Genomic DNA, 15,472 nt, shown 5'->3' on the forward strand with positions numbered 1-15,472 from the left:
TAGAATTTTTCTTGATAGTTTATGAGTTTAAACTATCGCTCTGATTTTTAGAGCTTATAATACTCCAAAGGGGAGTAGCTGACAGTTATGTCGTCAATCCGTGACAACAATTAAAGTCACCGGCTTAACTGGCAACATTAAACATGTTGTTTGCGAGACCTTTGCCACTTAGGTATAGGTTAAATAACTTTACAAATAAAACCTCTACCAGTTTTTGGTGGAGGGTTTTTAATATTCAGACTGGGGGAGAGTTCTAATCTAAAATTAGGTGGAATAGTTAAAGGTAAAGGTAGAAAAAATAAAAGTGGAAAATTTCGGAGGTGAATCCCTTTTTTTGAGGGAAACAATTGGATATTGACAGTATATTAATTATGAACTTACTTTTAGTGGCTTTGTTAATAGGTTTAACAGCGTTCTTCGTTGGATCGGAGTTTGCAGTGGTAAAGGTGCGTATGTCCCGAGTGGATCAATTGATTGCAGAAGGAAACAAGACAGCGGTCGTGGCCAAAAAGCTTATTGCGGATCTGGATTATTACTTATCCGCGTGTCAGCTTGGTATTACGGTAACAGCATTAGGTCTTGGTTGGTTAGGAAAACCGACTGTGGAAAGACTTCTGTATCCTTTATTTGAAAACTTTGGAGTACCTACGTCTGTTTCTACAGTTGTTTCGTTTGCGGTGGCATTCTCGCTAGTCACATTCTTACACGTAGTGGTAGGAGAGTTAGCACCAAAGACGCTTGCGATTCAGTTTGCAGAAAAAATGACATTGCTTATTGCGAGACCGTTATATTGGTTCGGTAAACTGATGTACCCGTTAATCTGGACTTTGAACGGTTCAGCGCGTGTGTTGCTTCGCATGTTCGGTGTACAACCTGCAAGTCATGAGCAGGCCCATTCAGAAGAAGAGCTTAAAATCATTATGACGCAAAGTTTTGAAAGTGGAGAAATTAATCAAACAGAACTATCCTACATGGAAAATATATTCACTTTTGACGAAAGAGTCGCAAGGGACATCATGATCCCGCGTGTGCAAATCGTCACTTTATCTAATAGCATGTCTAAAGAAGAAATTATCAGCGTATTGGATGAACACCAATACACCCGTTACCCTGTTACAGAGGATGGGGACAAAGATAATATTCTCGGATTTGTGAACGTAAAGGAAATGCTGACAAACTTCGCTGCTGGCAGAGCAGGGGAGATGAAAGACTTCCTACACGAGCTTCCACTAATTCATGAGGTGACCTCCCTGCAAGACGCATTGTTAAAAATGCAGGAAGAACAAGTTCATATTGCATTAGTAATTGATGAATACGGTGGTACTGCAGGTATCATTACGATGGAAGATATCCTCGAAGAAATCGTGGGAGAAATCCGTGATGAATTTGATGCCGATGAAGTAGAGGATATTCAAGAAATTGAAACAGATCTTTTTCATATAAATGGTCTTGTCTTGTTGACAGATATTGAACACCAATTCGGGATAATATTTGATGAAAAAGATGATATTGATACGATTGGTGGCTGGATGCAGGTAATGCTGCAGGACTTGGAAGACGATGAAGAGCAACATATTAAACATGGTGAGAACATTTGGACTGTACTTGAAATGGAAAATCACCAGGTAAAGCAAGTTGGCCTTCAGCTACATGCACTAACAAATCAGCATCAACAGTCATAAAAAATAAGAGGGTGTCGCTCTTCCAAGAAGAAGAGCGATACCCTCTTTACGTTTAATTGGCTTTTTTCTTCACTTTCACTTGCTTGATGACATTGTCCTCCATCTTCAATATGTCAAAGTGAAGGTGATGGTATTCAAGAGATTCGCCCTCAGTTGGAATATGTCCAAGCTCTTTGAAAAGAAACCCTGCAACCGTGTCCTCTTCTTCGGGGACCTTTGTTTTAAACACTTCATTAAAACGTCGGATGGCAATTTTTCCATGACAGATAATTTGAGTGTCTGTCAATTCTTCAATAAGAATTTCCCCGGACTCATCCGTCTCATCCTCAATTTCCTGCCCAATCATCGCTTCAATAATATCCTCATGGCTGATAAGCCCTGTCGTCCCACCGTACTCATCAATAACAATCGCCATATGTTTTTTCTCTTTGAGCATCATCTTAAATACTTTTTCGATGGAAGTGGATTCAGCTACAAACAGTGGACTTGTGTCCATAAAGTCCTTAATTTCTAATTCCGGTCTTAAAGACCAATTCAACAAAAATTTAGCATGAAACACACCGATGATGTTATCCATATTATCTTTATAGACAGGATAACGGGTATAACTGCTATCCATTACAAAGCTTCTCGCGTCTTCAAAAGTAATATCACAAGGCAACCCGTGAATCTCAATTCGCGGTGTCTTCAACGCATCACGGACATCCTTGGTATAAAAATCAATGGCACCGAGAATATGCTGCGATTCTTCTTCGTAAAAGGTACCCTCCGTGCGGCCGATATCCACCATCGTTCTAAGCTCTTCCTTGGAAAGAGTCGCCTCTTGGACCATTCCTCTAGAAAGAAGGCGGATGATGAAATTAGTCAGGATAGAAAGCAAAAAGATCAGGGGCTTTAAGACAAAAAGTAGAATGGAAATGACAGGTGCAACAATGAAAGCCACTTTATTAGCAAAAGTAGCGGCAATGGACTTAGGCACCACCTCTGCGCAAATGATAAGTACAACAGTTAATACAGCCGTAGCGACTCCTACACTCCAATCGTAATCAATTGCGATAAGTGTCACAAGCGTTGGTAACATAATATTAGCGATGTTATTTCCAATAAGAATAGCTGTAATAAACTGATCAGGGCGTTCAATCAGTTTCATTAGTTTCTGGGCAGCAACATCCCCGTTTTCTGCTCTAATTTGGATTTTCATCCTGTTAACAGCTGTCAGGGCTGTTTCACTTCCAGATAAGAAAAAAGACATAAACAGGAAAAAAGCTAATGCAATAAACAAAGTATGTAGTCCTCCTAAAATAAGTTAGTTCTAATTTCCCCTTTTTCCACCTTCACATGCATTATCCATAATTTTATGGATTGACCTTTATGTTTTTCTCTAATATGCTTTATAGGTTATTCTATTATTAAACATATCATTAACTTAAATAATAATATAAACAACCTTAAAAGAAAAAGTATAAGTAGAGATAGGAGAGAAAACAGTGGAAAAAGACTATAAACCTCAGTTGGATACCACACTGATTTTTCTTATGGGGATTATGGTAGTTGCAAGCCTTTTTGCGTTAAAGAGTGTAGAACCTACCCTGCCGCCAGTATTGCAGAACATAAACTTTATGCAAAAACAGCTAATGTGGTTCGTTGTCGGAGCGATTGGTATCGGCATATCATTGCTGATACATTTTGACTACTTCCGAAACTTGGCTTGGATTACATACGGCATGGGAGTCGTTCTGTTACTCGGGCTGGAGTTTAACGTTCCATCTTCTCTTGTCAGCACGATAAAAGGGGCAACAAGTTGGTACACATTGCCTGGCCTTGGTAATATCCAACCTTCAGAATTAATGAAGATTTCCATCATATTAGTGTTAAGTAAAATTATTGCCGACCACCGCGCCCAATATGAAGTAGCGACATTGCGCGACAGTTATTTGCTTCTTGGAAAAATAATCGCCGCCTCCAGTATTCCATTATTTCTAGTAGCGAAACAGCCGGATATGGGGACAACCATGGTATACTGTGCGATTATCGCAGCCATGATCCTCGTTTCAGGTATCAAATGGAGCATTATCCTATCACTAGTCGGTGCAGCGTTAGGATTCATTGCATTGTTCTTATATATTTTCATTGCACACCCAACATTTTTCCATACGTATCTAATCCCGGAATATCAACTGGACCGTTTCTACGGCTGGTTGAATCCCTATGAATACCAGGATGTACAAGGCTTCCAACTGGTAAGATCCTTGCTTGCCATCGGTTCTGGGGAATACACAGGTTCAGGCTACGGTGAGATGAATGTCTACCTGCCTGAAGCACACACAGACTTTATCTTTGCGGCCATTGCCAGCCAGTTCGGTTTCATGGGGGCGACGGTTGTCATCTCGTTATTCTTTTTCTTAATCTATAAAATCACCTTCATCGCTATGGAATGCCATGATACGTACGGTACTTACCTTTGCGCAGGAGTTATCGGCATGCTGACTTTCCAAGTGTTCCAAAATATTGGGATGACAATTGGACTGCTTCCTATTACAGGTATCCCGCTGCCGTTTTTCAGCTACGGAGGGAGTTCGCTTCTGACCTATATGATCGCAGTTGGGATTGTTTTGAACGTGCAGATGAGGACTAGGAAGTATTTTTTTGAATGATAGGTTTTTGATCCCTTACCGCTTGGAGTGGTAGGGGATTTTTGAACTCCTTGAAAAAGTATGAATGATATGGGTTGTCTGATATATAATGGGAAGTAGAGAATAGAAACGGGGGTTTAGAGATGTATATCTTAGGTTTAATTTTATTTGCGATTAGCTTTGGTCTGATCGGATTCGGTGTGTTCACGACACTTGTGAGATCGGAAAAGAAAAAAGGGCGCATTTCGCTTGTTGTTGGTACAATATTGCTCATTACGACGTTTGTGATGTATACGTATTTCCCCTCAGCATCCGGTGAGGATCAAATTACGGTGGAGAGTGTGGCCGTGACAGAAGCGGAGAACGGTGCTTATCGTTGTTCAGTTACCGAAACAGATTATAATGGGCTGACTTATCATTATGAAGCGGAGAACAAAGAGGATGCAGAAGCATTCTGTGGCCAGTTTGAGGTTGGAAAAGAGTATACGATTTCTTTTGAATATGATTTAGATACTGAGGAGTATACCTTAGTCGAGTTGGTAGGCAAGGAATAATGATGAACACCTAAGGAGGCGCTAGTTGCTGCACTTGGGTGTTTTTTTAAAAAGTGGGTTTAATTTTTATGGTTTTGGGGTCTGGGTTGGCGTAAGGATCAAATGTCCGAAGATTTCCGGATTTTGACCGAAGATTTTCCAAAGTTGACCGAAGTTTTGGCGAAAGTGACCGAAGATTTCCCTTAGTTGTCCGAACGAAATTTTGAGGTGTCCAAAGGTAGCAAAAAGTTGTCCGAAGGGATACCCTCAATTGACCGAACCCCTTACGAATAAGGGGGGAAAGTGTCCGAAACAACGAACAAAATGACCGAACGCTTTTGGAACTGCATTAAAACGTATTACTTTGCCTGTTTTTAGCGCAAAACTATCTCAAAACACACAAATTTAAAATTCCCCATTGACCATGTGGTGCACCACACAGTTTAAACTAAACAAAGGAGGGCAAGAAATGTACAAAGTCAGTGAATTTTCCGAGATGACCGGGCTCAGCAAGGAGACTCTGCGCTATTATGCGGAAGTGAAGCTGATCGAGCCCGCTTATATCGATCCGAATAACAACTACCGATATTATGATGATGGCAGTTATTTTCTGGCCATACTTTTAGTGAAACTGAGGAGCTTTGGGTTCACCATTCAGGAGATGATTTCGGTGATGGAAGATGAATCGTTCGAACACCTTGAAGATTTACTCATTCAAAAGAAAGAAACGATCCGCCTCCAAATAGAAGAGTTGCAACAAAAAACAGAAGAAATAGATGCCTTCTTGGCGTCAGGGAAGGAGACAAAATAATGATTCAATGGCAAGAAGAACGTGTGATACCTGTTCCTATTGAAAAAGTGTGGGAACTCTTCCTCGACAAACATATCAAAAGAACCATGCCGAAAGTGGAAGAACATACCTTAATAGAAAAAACAGAAACAGAGGTAGGTGCAAAACACCAGCAAACATATCGAGAAGGCAAGCGGGTGGAAACGTATATCGTGGAGACGCTTGCTTATGAGGACAAGCCCGATAGGAAACATAAACAAATAGCTTTTGTACTCGGAAAGGCATTTGAAATCAATTTGTCTTTTACGCTGGAAAAGGTGGATGAGACGCATACACGCTTCATTTATGCAGGCCATAACAAAGGTGTCAACTTTGTGGGGCGGGCGATGTTGAAGCTTGGCAGTGAGAAGAGCAATAATAAAGTTGTGCAGGAGTATATGGACCGTGTCGAAGCAGAATCGATGAAATAGAATGGGAGCTGACGTGATAAAAAACGCGCAGCTCCCAGTTTTTATTTTGCAGAGGTGGATGTCCTCTTAAGCTCGAATAATAAATAAGCCCCGATTAATGCATACATGATAAGACTGCTGCTCAATAACTGGTTTTCTGCCGATAGGTCGGTAAGGGCTACCAAGTATTCCGGTACAATGTAGAAGATAGGAAGCACAATGGAAACAATCGTCTTACTCCAAATTGAAATCCCAATTAAAAACGAGATGGCCATACTTGCGACAATCAGGTTGCCGTAATAACCGAGCATAATGATCGGTGACTCGATATAATTTGGAAGGAACATTAATCCAAGGAACATGGCCATCGATAGAAAGCTCACCAAACCAAAGAAAAAGAACTCCTTTGACTTGGAAAAAGTATGACTGGCGATATGCCTGAAGGTCCCCATGTAGGCAAGGATTAAGATGATACAAACTAGAGGGTAACCAATCAGCTCCACCAGCGAATATTGAAATCCGCCAAAGACGATGTCTTTCAGAACGATGCCTGAGAATGCCCCAAGTATAATGATGGGAACATATTTAGCCCAGCCGCGTACATCAAAAGACATTTCGCCGGAGATCTGCTCCATGTATTCTTTCGGGGAGCTTCCGATGATATGCTCGACACTCTTATTCTCTTTTTCCGCTTCGTATAAATGCACTTCTAGCTCATCCGTTATCTCATCAATTTCATTTGTCTTTTTGCCGCATGAAAATAGGTAGATTCGTAAATTTTCTATGAATGTTTGGCTCTTTTTAGATAAAGGTAATTGGTTCATTTGGTTTGCTCCTTTCGGTTAATGGGTGTGGTATGCGCGCTGAATTAATTTCCCTGTGCCAAGAAGAATGAGCGCGATAATCAGGTAAATCCACCATTCTATCAAAATTCTTGGGCCGAAATCAGGAACAAGCCAGGAGAACAATAAAATCAGCGCGAAGGAACCTCCACCAAAAAGGCCAGCTTTTAGATAGGCGCGTTTAGCTGATTTCTTTTCACTGAAAAGGCTCGAACGAACTAAGGTGAAGATTACTTTCACTCCTAGAGCGGACACACCTAGAACAGCCAAAGCTAATACTATTAAATTCCCTATAGGAGAAGGTGCTTTTATCTCAGTAAAAAAAGGCATGATCAAGTGAACAATGGAAAGCACGAGAGCGAACCAACCTAAAGAATTACTGACCTGGGTGCTTATGAAAGGAATCACATCCCGCTTTTTATCTTTAGGAAGCCCTTCAATCAGTTCATCTGCATATGCTTTGGGGTCTGACCCTAGCAGCTCTGTTCCTGATCGCCCTTCATGTTGTGCTTCTAACATATGGTCGAGGAGGTCCATCAGTAATTCCTCGCTTTCATGTTCCGCCACTCTTAAATCCGTACGGATATATAAGAGTAAATCCTCATACAATTTCAAATTATCATCACTCAACAGCTTCCGTTTTTCATTGTTCTCTTCAATTAATTTCTTTGTGTCTCTCATCCGTTTTCCCCTCTTTGCAATAATTGACTTACTGGACCAGCGATCAGCATCCATTCGCTTGAAATTCGTTCAAGTTCTTCTTTTCCGGCAACGGTTAGAAAATAGTATTTTCGGTTTGGCCCGGATGCGGAAGGTCGCATCTCCCCTATGATGAATCCGTTTTTTTGAAGTCGGAGCAGAACCGGATAGATGGTGCCTTCACTGATGTCCGGTAATCCGACTTTTTGCAGCTGTTGGGAAAGTTCGTACCCATAGACTGCTTTCTCCTCGACAATTGCCATCACGCAGGCATCGAGGATTCCTTTCAATAACTGGCTTCTTGCTGCCATGTGTTCACCTACTTTGGTTGTGGTAAAAAGTATTTTCGGCTCCGGTATCTTGTATAACAAGTTACTTAGTCGAAGTGCTGCGGCTATCTTGTATTACATGATACTCTTATTATATGCACAGCTATCTTGTATTGCAAGGTATAATTGGAAAAATTTTAAAGGACTCTCTGCGGTGGATGTAGAATTTCTAAAACATAAGGAGAGGATTACAATGACTACACAAACTAGCACCATCCATACATATGAAGAGGCCGTTGCAGTGATTAAAGAAGTGGGCTTGCTTCCGCTTGCGCCGTTATTCGAGGATTACCCATCGCTTGGAGGCATGACGCCGAAAGAGGCATGGCATTCTGACACAGAGAAAGATCCGTGGATTTGGAGGACGCTTTTTGCTGCAGATGGAGTGGCGGTTTATGGAAAGTTCATTAAGAAAAAAGCGATGTTCATCTCAAAGGATTTACTTCCACTGATGCTTGTTGCACTTGCAAGTACAGAAACCGTGGAGAAGCGATACGAAAAAGGAGAAGTGTCCCGTGAAGCTTTGTCCCTTTTCAGCCTCATTTCGGAGAACCAAGGAATTGATACGAGAGTACTGCGAGCAAAAGCTGGAATGAAGGAAAAAGAAAAGAAGAAAGCCTTTGACCAGGCATTACTGGAGCTGCAAGGGAGTCTTGATATTGTGGTATCGGGGACAAAAGAAAAGCAGGACGAAAATGGCGAAAAGAATGGGTGGAGCAGTACGTCTTATGAAACGATGAAGCATTGGTGTGATAGAAATTATATAGAAGTGCCGGAATTGAAAAAGGAAGAGGCAACCGAAAAGCTGATGAATCATTTTGAAAGTTTTACATCAGAAGCGACGATGAAGAAGTTGAAGAGAGTTTTTTAGTCAAACGTTTGTTCAAAATGAGAAAAGTGCAATTCATGGAACAACAAGAATTCACATAAAATAAAGGCGGGAATGATTTATGGGTAGCAGGGTTAGTTCACTTTGGATAAAACTTTGTTTTGTGTGCGCGATTCTTTTAATCATGCCAATCTATTATTCTCTGACAGGCACGCTGTTGGCTGCCTATCTTTTGGCGGCGGGAATGTATTTGGGGCTTTATTTTTCCATGCCGATTTGGAAAGAGAAGTGGATTGCGTATTTTTTGGCAACTGGGGCCGTAGTGTTGATGCAACACTTTATTCTGACGCCGTTTGATGTGTTGCCTTGGCTGTTGGTCTATTTTTTATTGGTGGAAGGAATGCAATCTTCCGTTACCAAGCAGGCTGTCCTCACGACAGTGGCTGTTCTTTTGCCTGTTATGTTCACCCTTAGCGTTCTGGCAGTTTCTGATTTATTTTTCTATCATCTATTTCTTTTCATCATGTTGATCGGGGTGGGGGCGCTCATTCATCGATACTACCGTGATAATGAGAAGTTTGATAGAGAGTGGAAAAGTTTGTTGGTGGAGTATCGTGTGTTAAAAAGGCAGGTCCTTGAAAATGAGGAGGTTGCCAGAGTCGAGGAGAGGAACCGGATTGCTAGGGATATTCATGATTCTGTGGGGCACCAGCTGACAGCACTCATGATGCAGTTGGCAGTGGCGGAACAGGCTGCCGGGGAAGAGAAGGTTGCTTTCATTGTGAAGCAGTCCAAACAGTTGGCCAGAGAAAGCCTGGATGGGATGCGAAAAGCAGTGAAGGCCTTGCAGGGGGAAGAGGAGCAGGGGATCTCTTCTGTGATTCATTTGATTAGAAAGCTGGAAGCGGAAAGTCAGATGAGGGTGCAGTTGACGACTAAAACTGGCGTGCTATCGCAGCCACTTAGCAATGAGCAGAACATTGTTTTGTACCGATTTGTACAGGAAGGGCTGACCAATGCGATGAGGCATGGTAGCTCGAAGGAAATCTCCGTTACACTTGAAATTATCGGAGAACACAGTTTTCAGGTGAAAGTGGAAAATAAAGTGGAGGTTACAGGTCCTGTGGAAGAAGGATTTGGACTGCAAAATATGCGAAAGCGAATGGAAGGCTTGAACGGACGGATGGAGCGGGAAGTCACCGAGGGATATTTTACAGTGAAGGGAATTTTCCCTTTGAAGGGAGTTACATATTAAGTGATTAATATATTGCTAGCAGAGGACCAGGCATTGGTTCGGCAAGGAATAAAAATGATGATTGAGCAGCATCCTTCGTTTCGGGTTGTGGCCGAGGTCGCAAACGGGAAGGAAGCAGTCGATGCTTATGAAAAGCACCTGGTGGACTTGGTGCTGATGGATGTACGGATGCCTGTCATGACGGGAATTGAAGCGACGAAGGTCATCAGGCAGCGTGACCCGAAAGCGAAGGTGTTGATCTTGACGACTTTTGCAGATGATGAATATGCAATGGAGGCGTTGAGGCTTGGGGCATTAGGCTATCTATTGAAAGATGCGGATGCGGCGAACCTTTTGTCCTCGATCGAGAGTTGTTTGAATGGAGGGATTTCCATCGATGCCTCGGTAGCGGGAAAGGTGGTTCCGAGGTTGATTAATCGGCCGGGGCAAGCACCCTCTAGTATGGAGATGGTCGAGTTGACCAGCCGGGAGCGGACCATTTTACAGCTTGTGGGTGAGGGGAAAAATAATCAGGAGATTGCAGAAGCCTTGCATCTGTCTATTGGAACGGTGAAGAATCATGTGACGGTTATTTTACAAAAGCTTGGGTTGAGGGACCGGACACAGCTTGCGATTTTTGCGATTCGGAATGGGGTTGTGTAGGCGGGTTTTATAGTTTAATTCCAATATTATCCACCTGAAGACTTGAAGCCCTTTAAAAATGGAGCGTTTAGTCAAATAGAGGGGCTCTATACGCTTGAAGCAGAAGTAAGACTGGGAGTTCGGTCAAATAGAAGGGTTCTATACGCCCGAAGCGGAAGTGAGACTGGGAGTTCGGTCAAATAGAGGGGCTCTATACGCCCGAAGCGGAAGTGAGACTGGGAGTTCGGTCAAATAGAAGGGCTCTATACGCCCGAAGCGGAAGTAAAACAAGGTGTTCGGTCAAATAGAGGGGCTCTATACGCCTGAAGCAGATGTGAGACTGGGAGTTCGGTCAAATAGAAGGGTTCTATACGCCCGAAGCGGAAGTAAAACAAGGTGTTCGGTCAAATAGGCGGGGTCAATACGCCCGAAGCAGAAGTAACACTGCACGTTCCGTCTAATAGAGTGCTCGATGCAGCTCGAACAGAACAAAAAGCATCTAAAAGTTGGTGAGATTGCCGCAGGGTATGAAGCAACAGGGGACTTTAATGAAGCATGCTTGAAGCTCGAGAAATCCATTCGGGCTTTTTTACGTCCAAACTCTCCACCACAAAAGTGACTAAAGTCACCCCCACTCTCACAAACTAATGACCTTCTTCAGGTTAACTTCCCTCGAGCCGATAGTATAGTAGAAGTAACAAAGGGGGCAACGAACATGCTAGAAGCCATTCAACTAACCAAAACGTTCAAAAATACGCAAGCCGTTAAAGGCGTCAACTTATACTTAGAAAAAGGGGAGACGGTGGGGCTGCTCGGGCCAAATGGAGCCGGCAAGTCCACCACGATCTCCATGCTTTCTTCCCTTGTCCGCCCGACAAGCGGGGATGTGCTCCTCAAAGGGGAAAGTGTTAAAGATCAGCCGCAGCACCTCAGAGAAATCTTGGGTGTCGTGCCGCAGGAGATCGCGGTATTCCCGGAACTGACTGCCTATGAAAATATGAGCTTTTTCGGGAAGATTTACAAACTGCCAAAAAGCGAATTAAAACAGAGAATCGAAGAAGTCCTGACGTTGGTAGGCCTTGAGCAGCGTCAAAAAGAACCGGTCAAGCAATTTTCCGGAGGGATGAAGCGCCGACTCAATATCGCAGTGGCACTGCTACACAGGCCAGAAATCTTAATCATGGATGAACCGACTGTCGGAATCGACCCGCAATCTAGAAATTACATCTTAGAGACGGTGAAAAAGCTGAACGAAGAAAAAGGGATTACGGTTCTTTACACAAGTCATTACATGGAGGAAGTGGAGTTTCTTTGTCAGCGCCTCTATATTATGGACCGCGGCGAAGTAATTGCCTCCGGGACAAAGGATGAAGTGAAAAATATTCTTTCCTCCGAGCATACTATCGAGGTCGAAGTGGAAAAGGTCAACCCGGCATTTATCGAAAAGCTGGAGGGCGTTCCAGCCATTTCATCCGTAACCTCGCTTGATAAGAAAATTATCTTGCTTGCTCCAAAGAAAATTAACCTGCTAGAAGATGTCTTTGATGCGGCAAAGCAAACAGAAAGTCCGCTTAAAGGCATACAAATAAAAGCGCCGACACTTGAGGATGTCTTTTTGCATCTGACAGGTCGCAAGCTTCGGGATTAGGGGGAATCTAACGTGTTACGTGCGTTTATCAAAAAAGACCTCCTTCACTTGCTGCGGGATAAAAAAGAAGTCCTGATCTTGCTTGCGATGCCGTTTGTTTTAATAACGATTCTTGGGTTTGCATTAGGGGGGAACTCTGGCGACGAAGTAACTCTGAACGCTCAGGTGGCGGTCCTTGACCAAGGAGATCTCCAAACAGAGTTAGAGCAATTCGACGAATGGATGCAATCCGAAAATATTCCTGACCAAGGCAGAGCACCAATCCTTGAAGCGGCCGAACAGACCTCCTTGCCAGAGTTGCTCGTTGATACGGTAATGAAAGAGGAACTTCAAAATTTGCTGAATGTAAAAGAAGAAACAGATCTGGATGCGGCTCTTGCCAATGACGAATACGCTGGGGTTCTGCAATTTTCAGAGGGGCTTCGCTTGGAGACTTGGAAAGGGCAATTTTTCAACCAGGAAACGACAAAAGAATTGCAGCTCTACTTAAACGAAGATAAGGGGCTAGAAGCCAGTATCATCTCAGATGTGGTAGAAGATTTTACCAATCAGATACGTTTGCAAACGGTGTTGACACAAGAGGCTCAACAAACGAATCAGGCGTTCCCTAGTTTCGAGAATGTAGCGGAGGTCACAGGGGAAACAGTAACGGTGGACGGAAAAGTGCCAGTGGATTCCTTTGGTTATTTTGCGGTGGGGATGAGTACGATGTTTGCTTTATATGTCGTATCCTTTGTAGCTGGCTATGCTTATTATGAAAAAGCCACATTTGTGTATGACCGAATACTTTTAACCAATACGAACCCTTGGATGTACGCGTCAAGTAAGTGGTTTTCAGCAGTCCTCATTTGCTTCCTTCAATTGTGTGCGTTATACGGTTTGGCCGCTCTGATTTATCAGGTGATATGGCCGGATCTACTAGGATTCCTTGCCATCACGCTCTTCTTCAGTTTTGTGGTCGGTTCGATGGCAGTGCTAATTACCGCCTTGAATTACCGCTTTGAAACGCAACGGGTATCCACGATGTTTTCCGGATTCCTTGTCAGTGTGTTTGCTTTCTTGGGCGGAAGCTTTGTCCCTTGGAATGAAGTTTCCGACACGATGTTTACAATCGCATCTTTCACGCCAAACGGTGCCGCCCTGCAAGGCTACCTGAAAATATTAAGTGGCGGAGAGCTTGCAACAGTTACTGGTAACCTTTTCCGCCTAGCAGTGGTGAGTATCGGCCTTCTCCTGATCGCCATCCCTATTTTTCCTAAAAGGAGGTTGATTTAAATAAGGGCCATATTAATCAACCATTTACAGTATTTAAGAAGGCAGCCATTTGCGGTAATCGGTATGATCGTACTAACGTTTGTATTTGCCCTCGCACTCGGACAGGTAAATCAAGGGGAACCTGTAGAACTCCCTGTATTTTCAACCACCCTAACGGAGGCCGAACAAACAGAATTGATTCAAGCTCTAAATTCCAAAGCAGAGAATACCGTTTTTGTTTCGGAAAAAGAATCCTCGGTAAAAGAAAAACTCGAAAAAGGCACCATCGACATTGGGTTACAATTGGAGAGGGATAGCTACAAACTTTATCTTAGTGCCACCACTCCCAATATCACCCTGATAGAGTCGCATGTAGCGAACGTGGTGCAGTCAGAGGGCACGCTCACAGACGCAGCGGAAAGACTCAATGCTACACCAGACGATTTGAGAAAAAAGGTAGAAGAAAGCAGCGGATTGTTTGCTGTTTCGGAAAAATCTTTTAAAGAGAGTGAATTCGTCTATGATGCTTCTCTGCAGGCTTTGTTCGGATTCTCGCTTTTCTTTGTTATCTTTACGGTCACCTATACAGTCAGTACTATTTTGGAGCAAAAGAGAAATGGAATGTGGAACAGGATGATCTTGTCTCCGTTAACGAAAGTGCAGTTATATCTGGGGCATGTAAGCTTCAGCTTTTTACTTGGATACGCGCAACTGGCACTGGTTTTCTCCTTTTTCCACTTCATATTGGGAGTAGATTTAAAAGGTGGCTACCCAATGATTCTCCTTGTGATTATCCCATTTTTGTTTGCGATTGTGTCCCTTGGAATACTAATTAGCGCGATTGCCACCAACCCAAGGCAATTGGATGCAGTCATTCCGTTGATATCAGTGAGTATGGCCATGATCGGCGGCGCCTACTGGCCACTTGAAATCGTTCAGTCAGAGGCTTTGCTCACCTTGTCCAAACTGATCCCAATGACATATGGAATGGAAATGCTGAAGGGCGCAACGTTGTTGGATTGGTCCTTGTCGCAATTTTTGCTACCGGCTTCGGTACTATTTTGCATGGGTGTCCTCTTTATGGGAATTGGATTGAACCTGATGGAGCGGAAAGCAACAGTGTAAATTTTTTCTGAGGAAGTGTGTAAAGGTATCTTTACATATTTCCTTTTTTTGTTTATAGTGTATGTAAAGATATCTTTACCTTTTATGGAGGGGACGCCCGTGGCAGTAATCAATCACATTAAAGAAATTCGGCAAAAGCGTGGAATTACACAAATCAAGATGGCCGAAGATCTACAAATCACCAGGCAAACGGTTAATGCCATTGAGAAAAATAAACACAATCCAAGCTTAGAGTTGGCCCTCAAACTGATTGCCTACTTTGATGTGCCGATTGAGGAAATGTTTTATCTAGAAGAGACGAAAAAAGGGGAGTAGAGGATGAAAAATAATAAGAAGTGGTTCTGGTTGGCATTTGTAGTCATCTTAATTTGCATGCAGATTGGTGGAGCTTTGGGGATCTATATAATCGGCCGGGAAGAAGGGGTTTTTGATTATAGCCTTCTACTATCCATGTTTCAAGGTACATTGGGAGGGCTAATTTTGGTGCTCCTCATCATGTTCTTCCGCAAAAAAAGAAAGCCGAAATTACCCGAATTTGATGAGCGCAGTATGCTATTGATGAAACGCTATTTCTTGGGAGCCCTGTATGTGGTGTTCATAGGCAGCGCAGCTATTGTCGTGACACTTGCCCTTCTTGGCGTGGAAACGGTAGAAGTAGGAATGCTTGCTGTGTATCTAAGCATTTTGTTTATCGCCGTTGGAATGGGAGCGCTTGTGACGGCGCGGCTTTAATGGCATTTTTTGAAAATACTGACTTCTCCCTTGCTTCTTAACATTTAACAT

Annotated in this window: 18 protein-coding genes; 14 read left to right on the forward strand and 4 right to left on the reverse strand. The window is 43.0% G+C overall.

What is annotated here, in order from left to right:
* Window positions 1–353: 353 nt before the first annotated feature.
* Complete coding sequence (locus B4U37_RS01120) at window positions 354–1,682, forward strand: hemolysin family protein (RefSeq protein WP_034774788.1); 1,329 nt, start codon at window positions 354–356, stop codon at window positions 1,680–1,682.
* Between the two features lie 52 nt (window positions 1,683–1,734).
* Here B4U37_RS01120 and B4U37_RS01125 read toward each other — a convergent pair whose 3' ends face one another.
* Window positions 1,735–2,964: a hemolysin family protein gene (locus B4U37_RS01125; RefSeq protein ID WP_010195032.1), complete on the reverse strand. Its 1,230-nt coding sequence runs from the start codon at window positions 2,962–2,964 to the stop codon at window positions 1,735–1,737.
* A gap of 205 nt (window positions 2,965–3,169) precedes the next feature.
* Between B4U37_RS01125 and B4U37_RS01130 the strand changes: the two genes are divergently transcribed.
* The 4 genes from B4U37_RS01130 to B4U37_RS01145 all read left to right on the forward strand — a co-directional run bounded on the left by B4U37_RS01130 (window position 3,170) and on the right by B4U37_RS01145 (window position 6,108).
* Window positions 3,170–4,336 carry an FtsW/RodA/SpoVE family cell cycle protein gene (locus tag B4U37_RS01130; RefSeq protein WP_198317062.1) on the forward strand — a complete coding sequence of 389 codons (1,167 nt, stop codon included), beginning with the start codon at window positions 3,170–3,172 and terminating at the stop codon, window positions 4,334–4,336.
* Between the two features lie 122 nt (window positions 4,337–4,458).
* The gene (locus tag B4U37_RS01135; RefSeq protein WP_088016726.1) at window positions 4,459–4,869 is read left to right on the forward strand and encodes a hypothetical protein; all 411 of its coding nucleotides are present in this window, start codon (window positions 4,459–4,461) and stop codon (window positions 4,867–4,869) included.
* A 448-nt stretch (window positions 4,870–5,317) separates the two neighbouring features.
* The gene (locus B4U37_RS01140; protein WP_088016727.1) at window positions 5,318–5,659 is read left to right on the forward strand and encodes a MerR family transcriptional regulator; all 342 of its coding nucleotides are present in this window, start codon (window positions 5,318–5,320) and stop codon (window positions 5,657–5,659) included.
* Complete coding sequence (locus tag B4U37_RS01145; protein WP_088016728.1) at window positions 5,659–6,108, forward strand: SRPBCC family protein; 450 nt, start codon at window positions 5,659–5,661, stop codon at window positions 6,106–6,108. The genes B4U37_RS01140 and B4U37_RS01145 overlap by 1 nt, the downstream gene beginning before the upstream one ends.
* A gap of 41 nt (window positions 6,109–6,149) precedes the next feature.
* On the opposite strand, the gene B4U37_RS01150 is transcribed toward B4U37_RS01145, so the two are convergent.
* The 3 genes from B4U37_RS01150 to B4U37_RS01160 are packed head-to-tail and all read right to left on the reverse strand — an operon-like array spanning window position 6,150 to window position 7,939.
* Complete coding sequence (locus B4U37_RS01150) at window positions 6,150–6,911, reverse strand: HAAS domain-containing protein (RefSeq protein ID WP_088016729.1); 762 nt, start codon at window positions 6,909–6,911, stop codon at window positions 6,150–6,152.
* Window positions 6,912–6,929: 18 nt separating this feature from the next.
* The gene (locus B4U37_RS01155; RefSeq protein ID WP_088016730.1) at window positions 6,930–7,610 is read right to left on the reverse strand and encodes a DUF1129 family protein; all 681 of its coding nucleotides are present in this window, start codon (window positions 7,608–7,610) and stop codon (window positions 6,930–6,932) included.
* Window positions 7,607–7,939, reverse strand: a complete 333-nt coding sequence (locus B4U37_RS01160) for a PadR family transcriptional regulator (RefSeq protein ID WP_088016731.1) — start codon at window positions 7,937–7,939, stop codon at window positions 7,607–7,609. Before B4U37_RS01160 ends, B4U37_RS01155 begins: the two co-directional genes overlap by 4 nt.
* A gap of 211 nt (window positions 7,940–8,150) precedes the next feature.
* Here B4U37_RS01160 and B4U37_RS01165 point away from each other — a divergent pair, with 211 nt between their 5' ends.
* The 9 genes from B4U37_RS01165 to B4U37_RS01200 all read left to right on the forward strand — a co-directional run bounded on the left by B4U37_RS01165 (window position 8,151) and on the right by B4U37_RS01200 (window position 15,421).
* The gene (locus tag B4U37_RS01165) at window positions 8,151–8,828 is read left to right on the forward strand and encodes an AlkZ-related protein (protein ID WP_088016732.1); all 678 of its coding nucleotides are present in this window, start codon (window positions 8,151–8,153) and stop codon (window positions 8,826–8,828) included.
* A gap of 142 nt (window positions 8,829–8,970) precedes the next feature.
* On the forward strand, window positions 8,971–10,041 hold the full coding sequence (locus tag B4U37_RS01170) for a sensor histidine kinase (protein WP_157663671.1): 1,071 nt from the start codon (window positions 8,971–8,973) through the stop codon (window positions 10,039–10,041).
* A complete protein-coding gene (locus B4U37_RS01175; RefSeq protein ID WP_088016734.1) occupies window positions 10,042–10,683 on the forward strand; it encodes a response regulator transcription factor in 642 nt (213 codons plus the stop codon). It begins immediately after the preceding gene.
* Window positions 10,684–11,134: 451 nt separating this feature from the next.
* A complete protein-coding gene (locus tag B4U37_RS21720) occupies window positions 11,135–11,281 on the forward strand; it encodes a hypothetical protein (protein ID WP_157663672.1) in 147 nt (48 codons plus the stop codon).
* A gap of 96 nt (window positions 11,282–11,377) precedes the next feature.
* Window positions 11,378–12,310 (forward strand): ABC transporter ATP-binding protein, encoded by a 933-nt coding sequence (locus B4U37_RS01180; protein WP_088016735.1) that lies wholly within the window; start codon window positions 11,378–11,380, stop codon window positions 12,308–12,310.
* 12 nt (window positions 12,311–12,322) lie between these two features.
* On the forward strand, window positions 12,323–13,585 hold the full coding sequence (locus B4U37_RS01185; RefSeq protein ID WP_088016736.1) for an ABC transporter permease: 1,263 nt from the start codon (window positions 12,323–12,325) through the stop codon (window positions 13,583–13,585).
* A 63-nt stretch (window positions 13,586–13,648) separates the two neighbouring features.
* Window positions 13,649–14,689 (forward strand): ABC transporter permease, encoded by a 1,041-nt coding sequence (locus tag B4U37_RS01190; protein WP_088016737.1) that lies wholly within the window; start codon window positions 13,649–13,651, stop codon window positions 14,687–14,689.
* A 99-nt stretch (window positions 14,690–14,788) separates the two neighbouring features.
* On the forward strand, window positions 14,789–15,004 hold the full coding sequence (locus B4U37_RS01195; protein WP_088016738.1) for a helix-turn-helix transcriptional regulator: 216 nt from the start codon (window positions 14,789–14,791) through the stop codon (window positions 15,002–15,004).
* Between the two features lie 3 nt (window positions 15,005–15,007).
* On the forward strand, window positions 15,008–15,421 hold the full coding sequence (locus tag B4U37_RS01200; protein ID WP_088016739.1) for a hypothetical protein: 414 nt from the start codon (window positions 15,008–15,010) through the stop codon (window positions 15,419–15,421).
* Window positions 15,422–15,472: the final 51 nt, after the last annotated feature.

Source organism: Sutcliffiella horikoshii, from assembly GCF_002157855.1.
Taxonomy (GTDB): domain Bacteria; phylum Bacillota; class Bacilli; order Bacillales; family Bacillaceae_I; genus Sutcliffiella_A; species Sutcliffiella_A horikoshii_C.

Excerpts from the sequence above, each read along its gene's own strand:
- B4U37_RS01135 (WP_088016726.1), top strand. The coding sequence starts at position 4,459 with ATGTATATCTTAGGTTTAATTTTATTTGCGATTAGCTTTGGTCTGATC.
- B4U37_RS01140 (WP_088016727.1), top strand. The coding sequence starts at position 5,318 with ATGTACAAAGTCAGTGAATTTTCCGAGATGACCGGGCTCAGCAAGGAG.
- B4U37_RS01145 (WP_088016728.1), top strand. The coding sequence starts at position 5,659 with ATGATTCAATGGCAAGAAGAACGTGTGATACCTGTTCCTATTGAAAAA.
- B4U37_RS01150 (WP_088016729.1), bottom strand. The coding sequence starts at position 6,911 with ATGAACCAATTACCTTTATCTAAAAAGAGCCAAACATTCATAGAAAAT.
- B4U37_RS01155 (WP_088016730.1), bottom strand. The coding sequence starts at position 7,610 with ATGAGAGACACAAAGAAATTAATTGAAGAGAACAATGAAAAACGGAAG.
- B4U37_RS01160 (WP_088016731.1), bottom strand. The coding sequence starts at position 7,939 with ATGGCAGCAAGAAGCCAGTTATTGAAAGGAATCCTCGATGCCTGCGTG.
- B4U37_RS01165 (WP_088016732.1), top strand. The coding sequence starts at position 8,151 with ATGACTACACAAACTAGCACCATCCATACATATGAAGAGGCCGTTGCA.
- B4U37_RS01170 (WP_157663671.1), top strand. The coding sequence starts at position 8,971 with ATGCCAATCTATTATTCTCTGACAGGCACGCTGTTGGCTGCCTATCTT.
- B4U37_RS21720 (WP_157663672.1), top strand. The coding sequence starts at position 11,135 with ATGCAGCTCGAACAGAACAAAAAGCATCTAAAAGTTGGTGAGATTGCC.
- B4U37_RS01180 (WP_088016735.1), top strand. The coding sequence starts at position 11,378 with ATGCTAGAAGCCATTCAACTAACCAAAACGTTCAAAAATACGCAAGCC.
- B4U37_RS01190 (WP_088016737.1), top strand. The coding sequence starts at position 13,649 with ATGATCGTACTAACGTTTGTATTTGCCCTCGCACTCGGACAGGTAAAT.
- B4U37_RS01200 (WP_088016739.1), top strand. The coding sequence starts at position 15,008 with ATGAAAAATAATAAGAAGTGGTTCTGGTTGGCATTTGTAGTCATCTTA.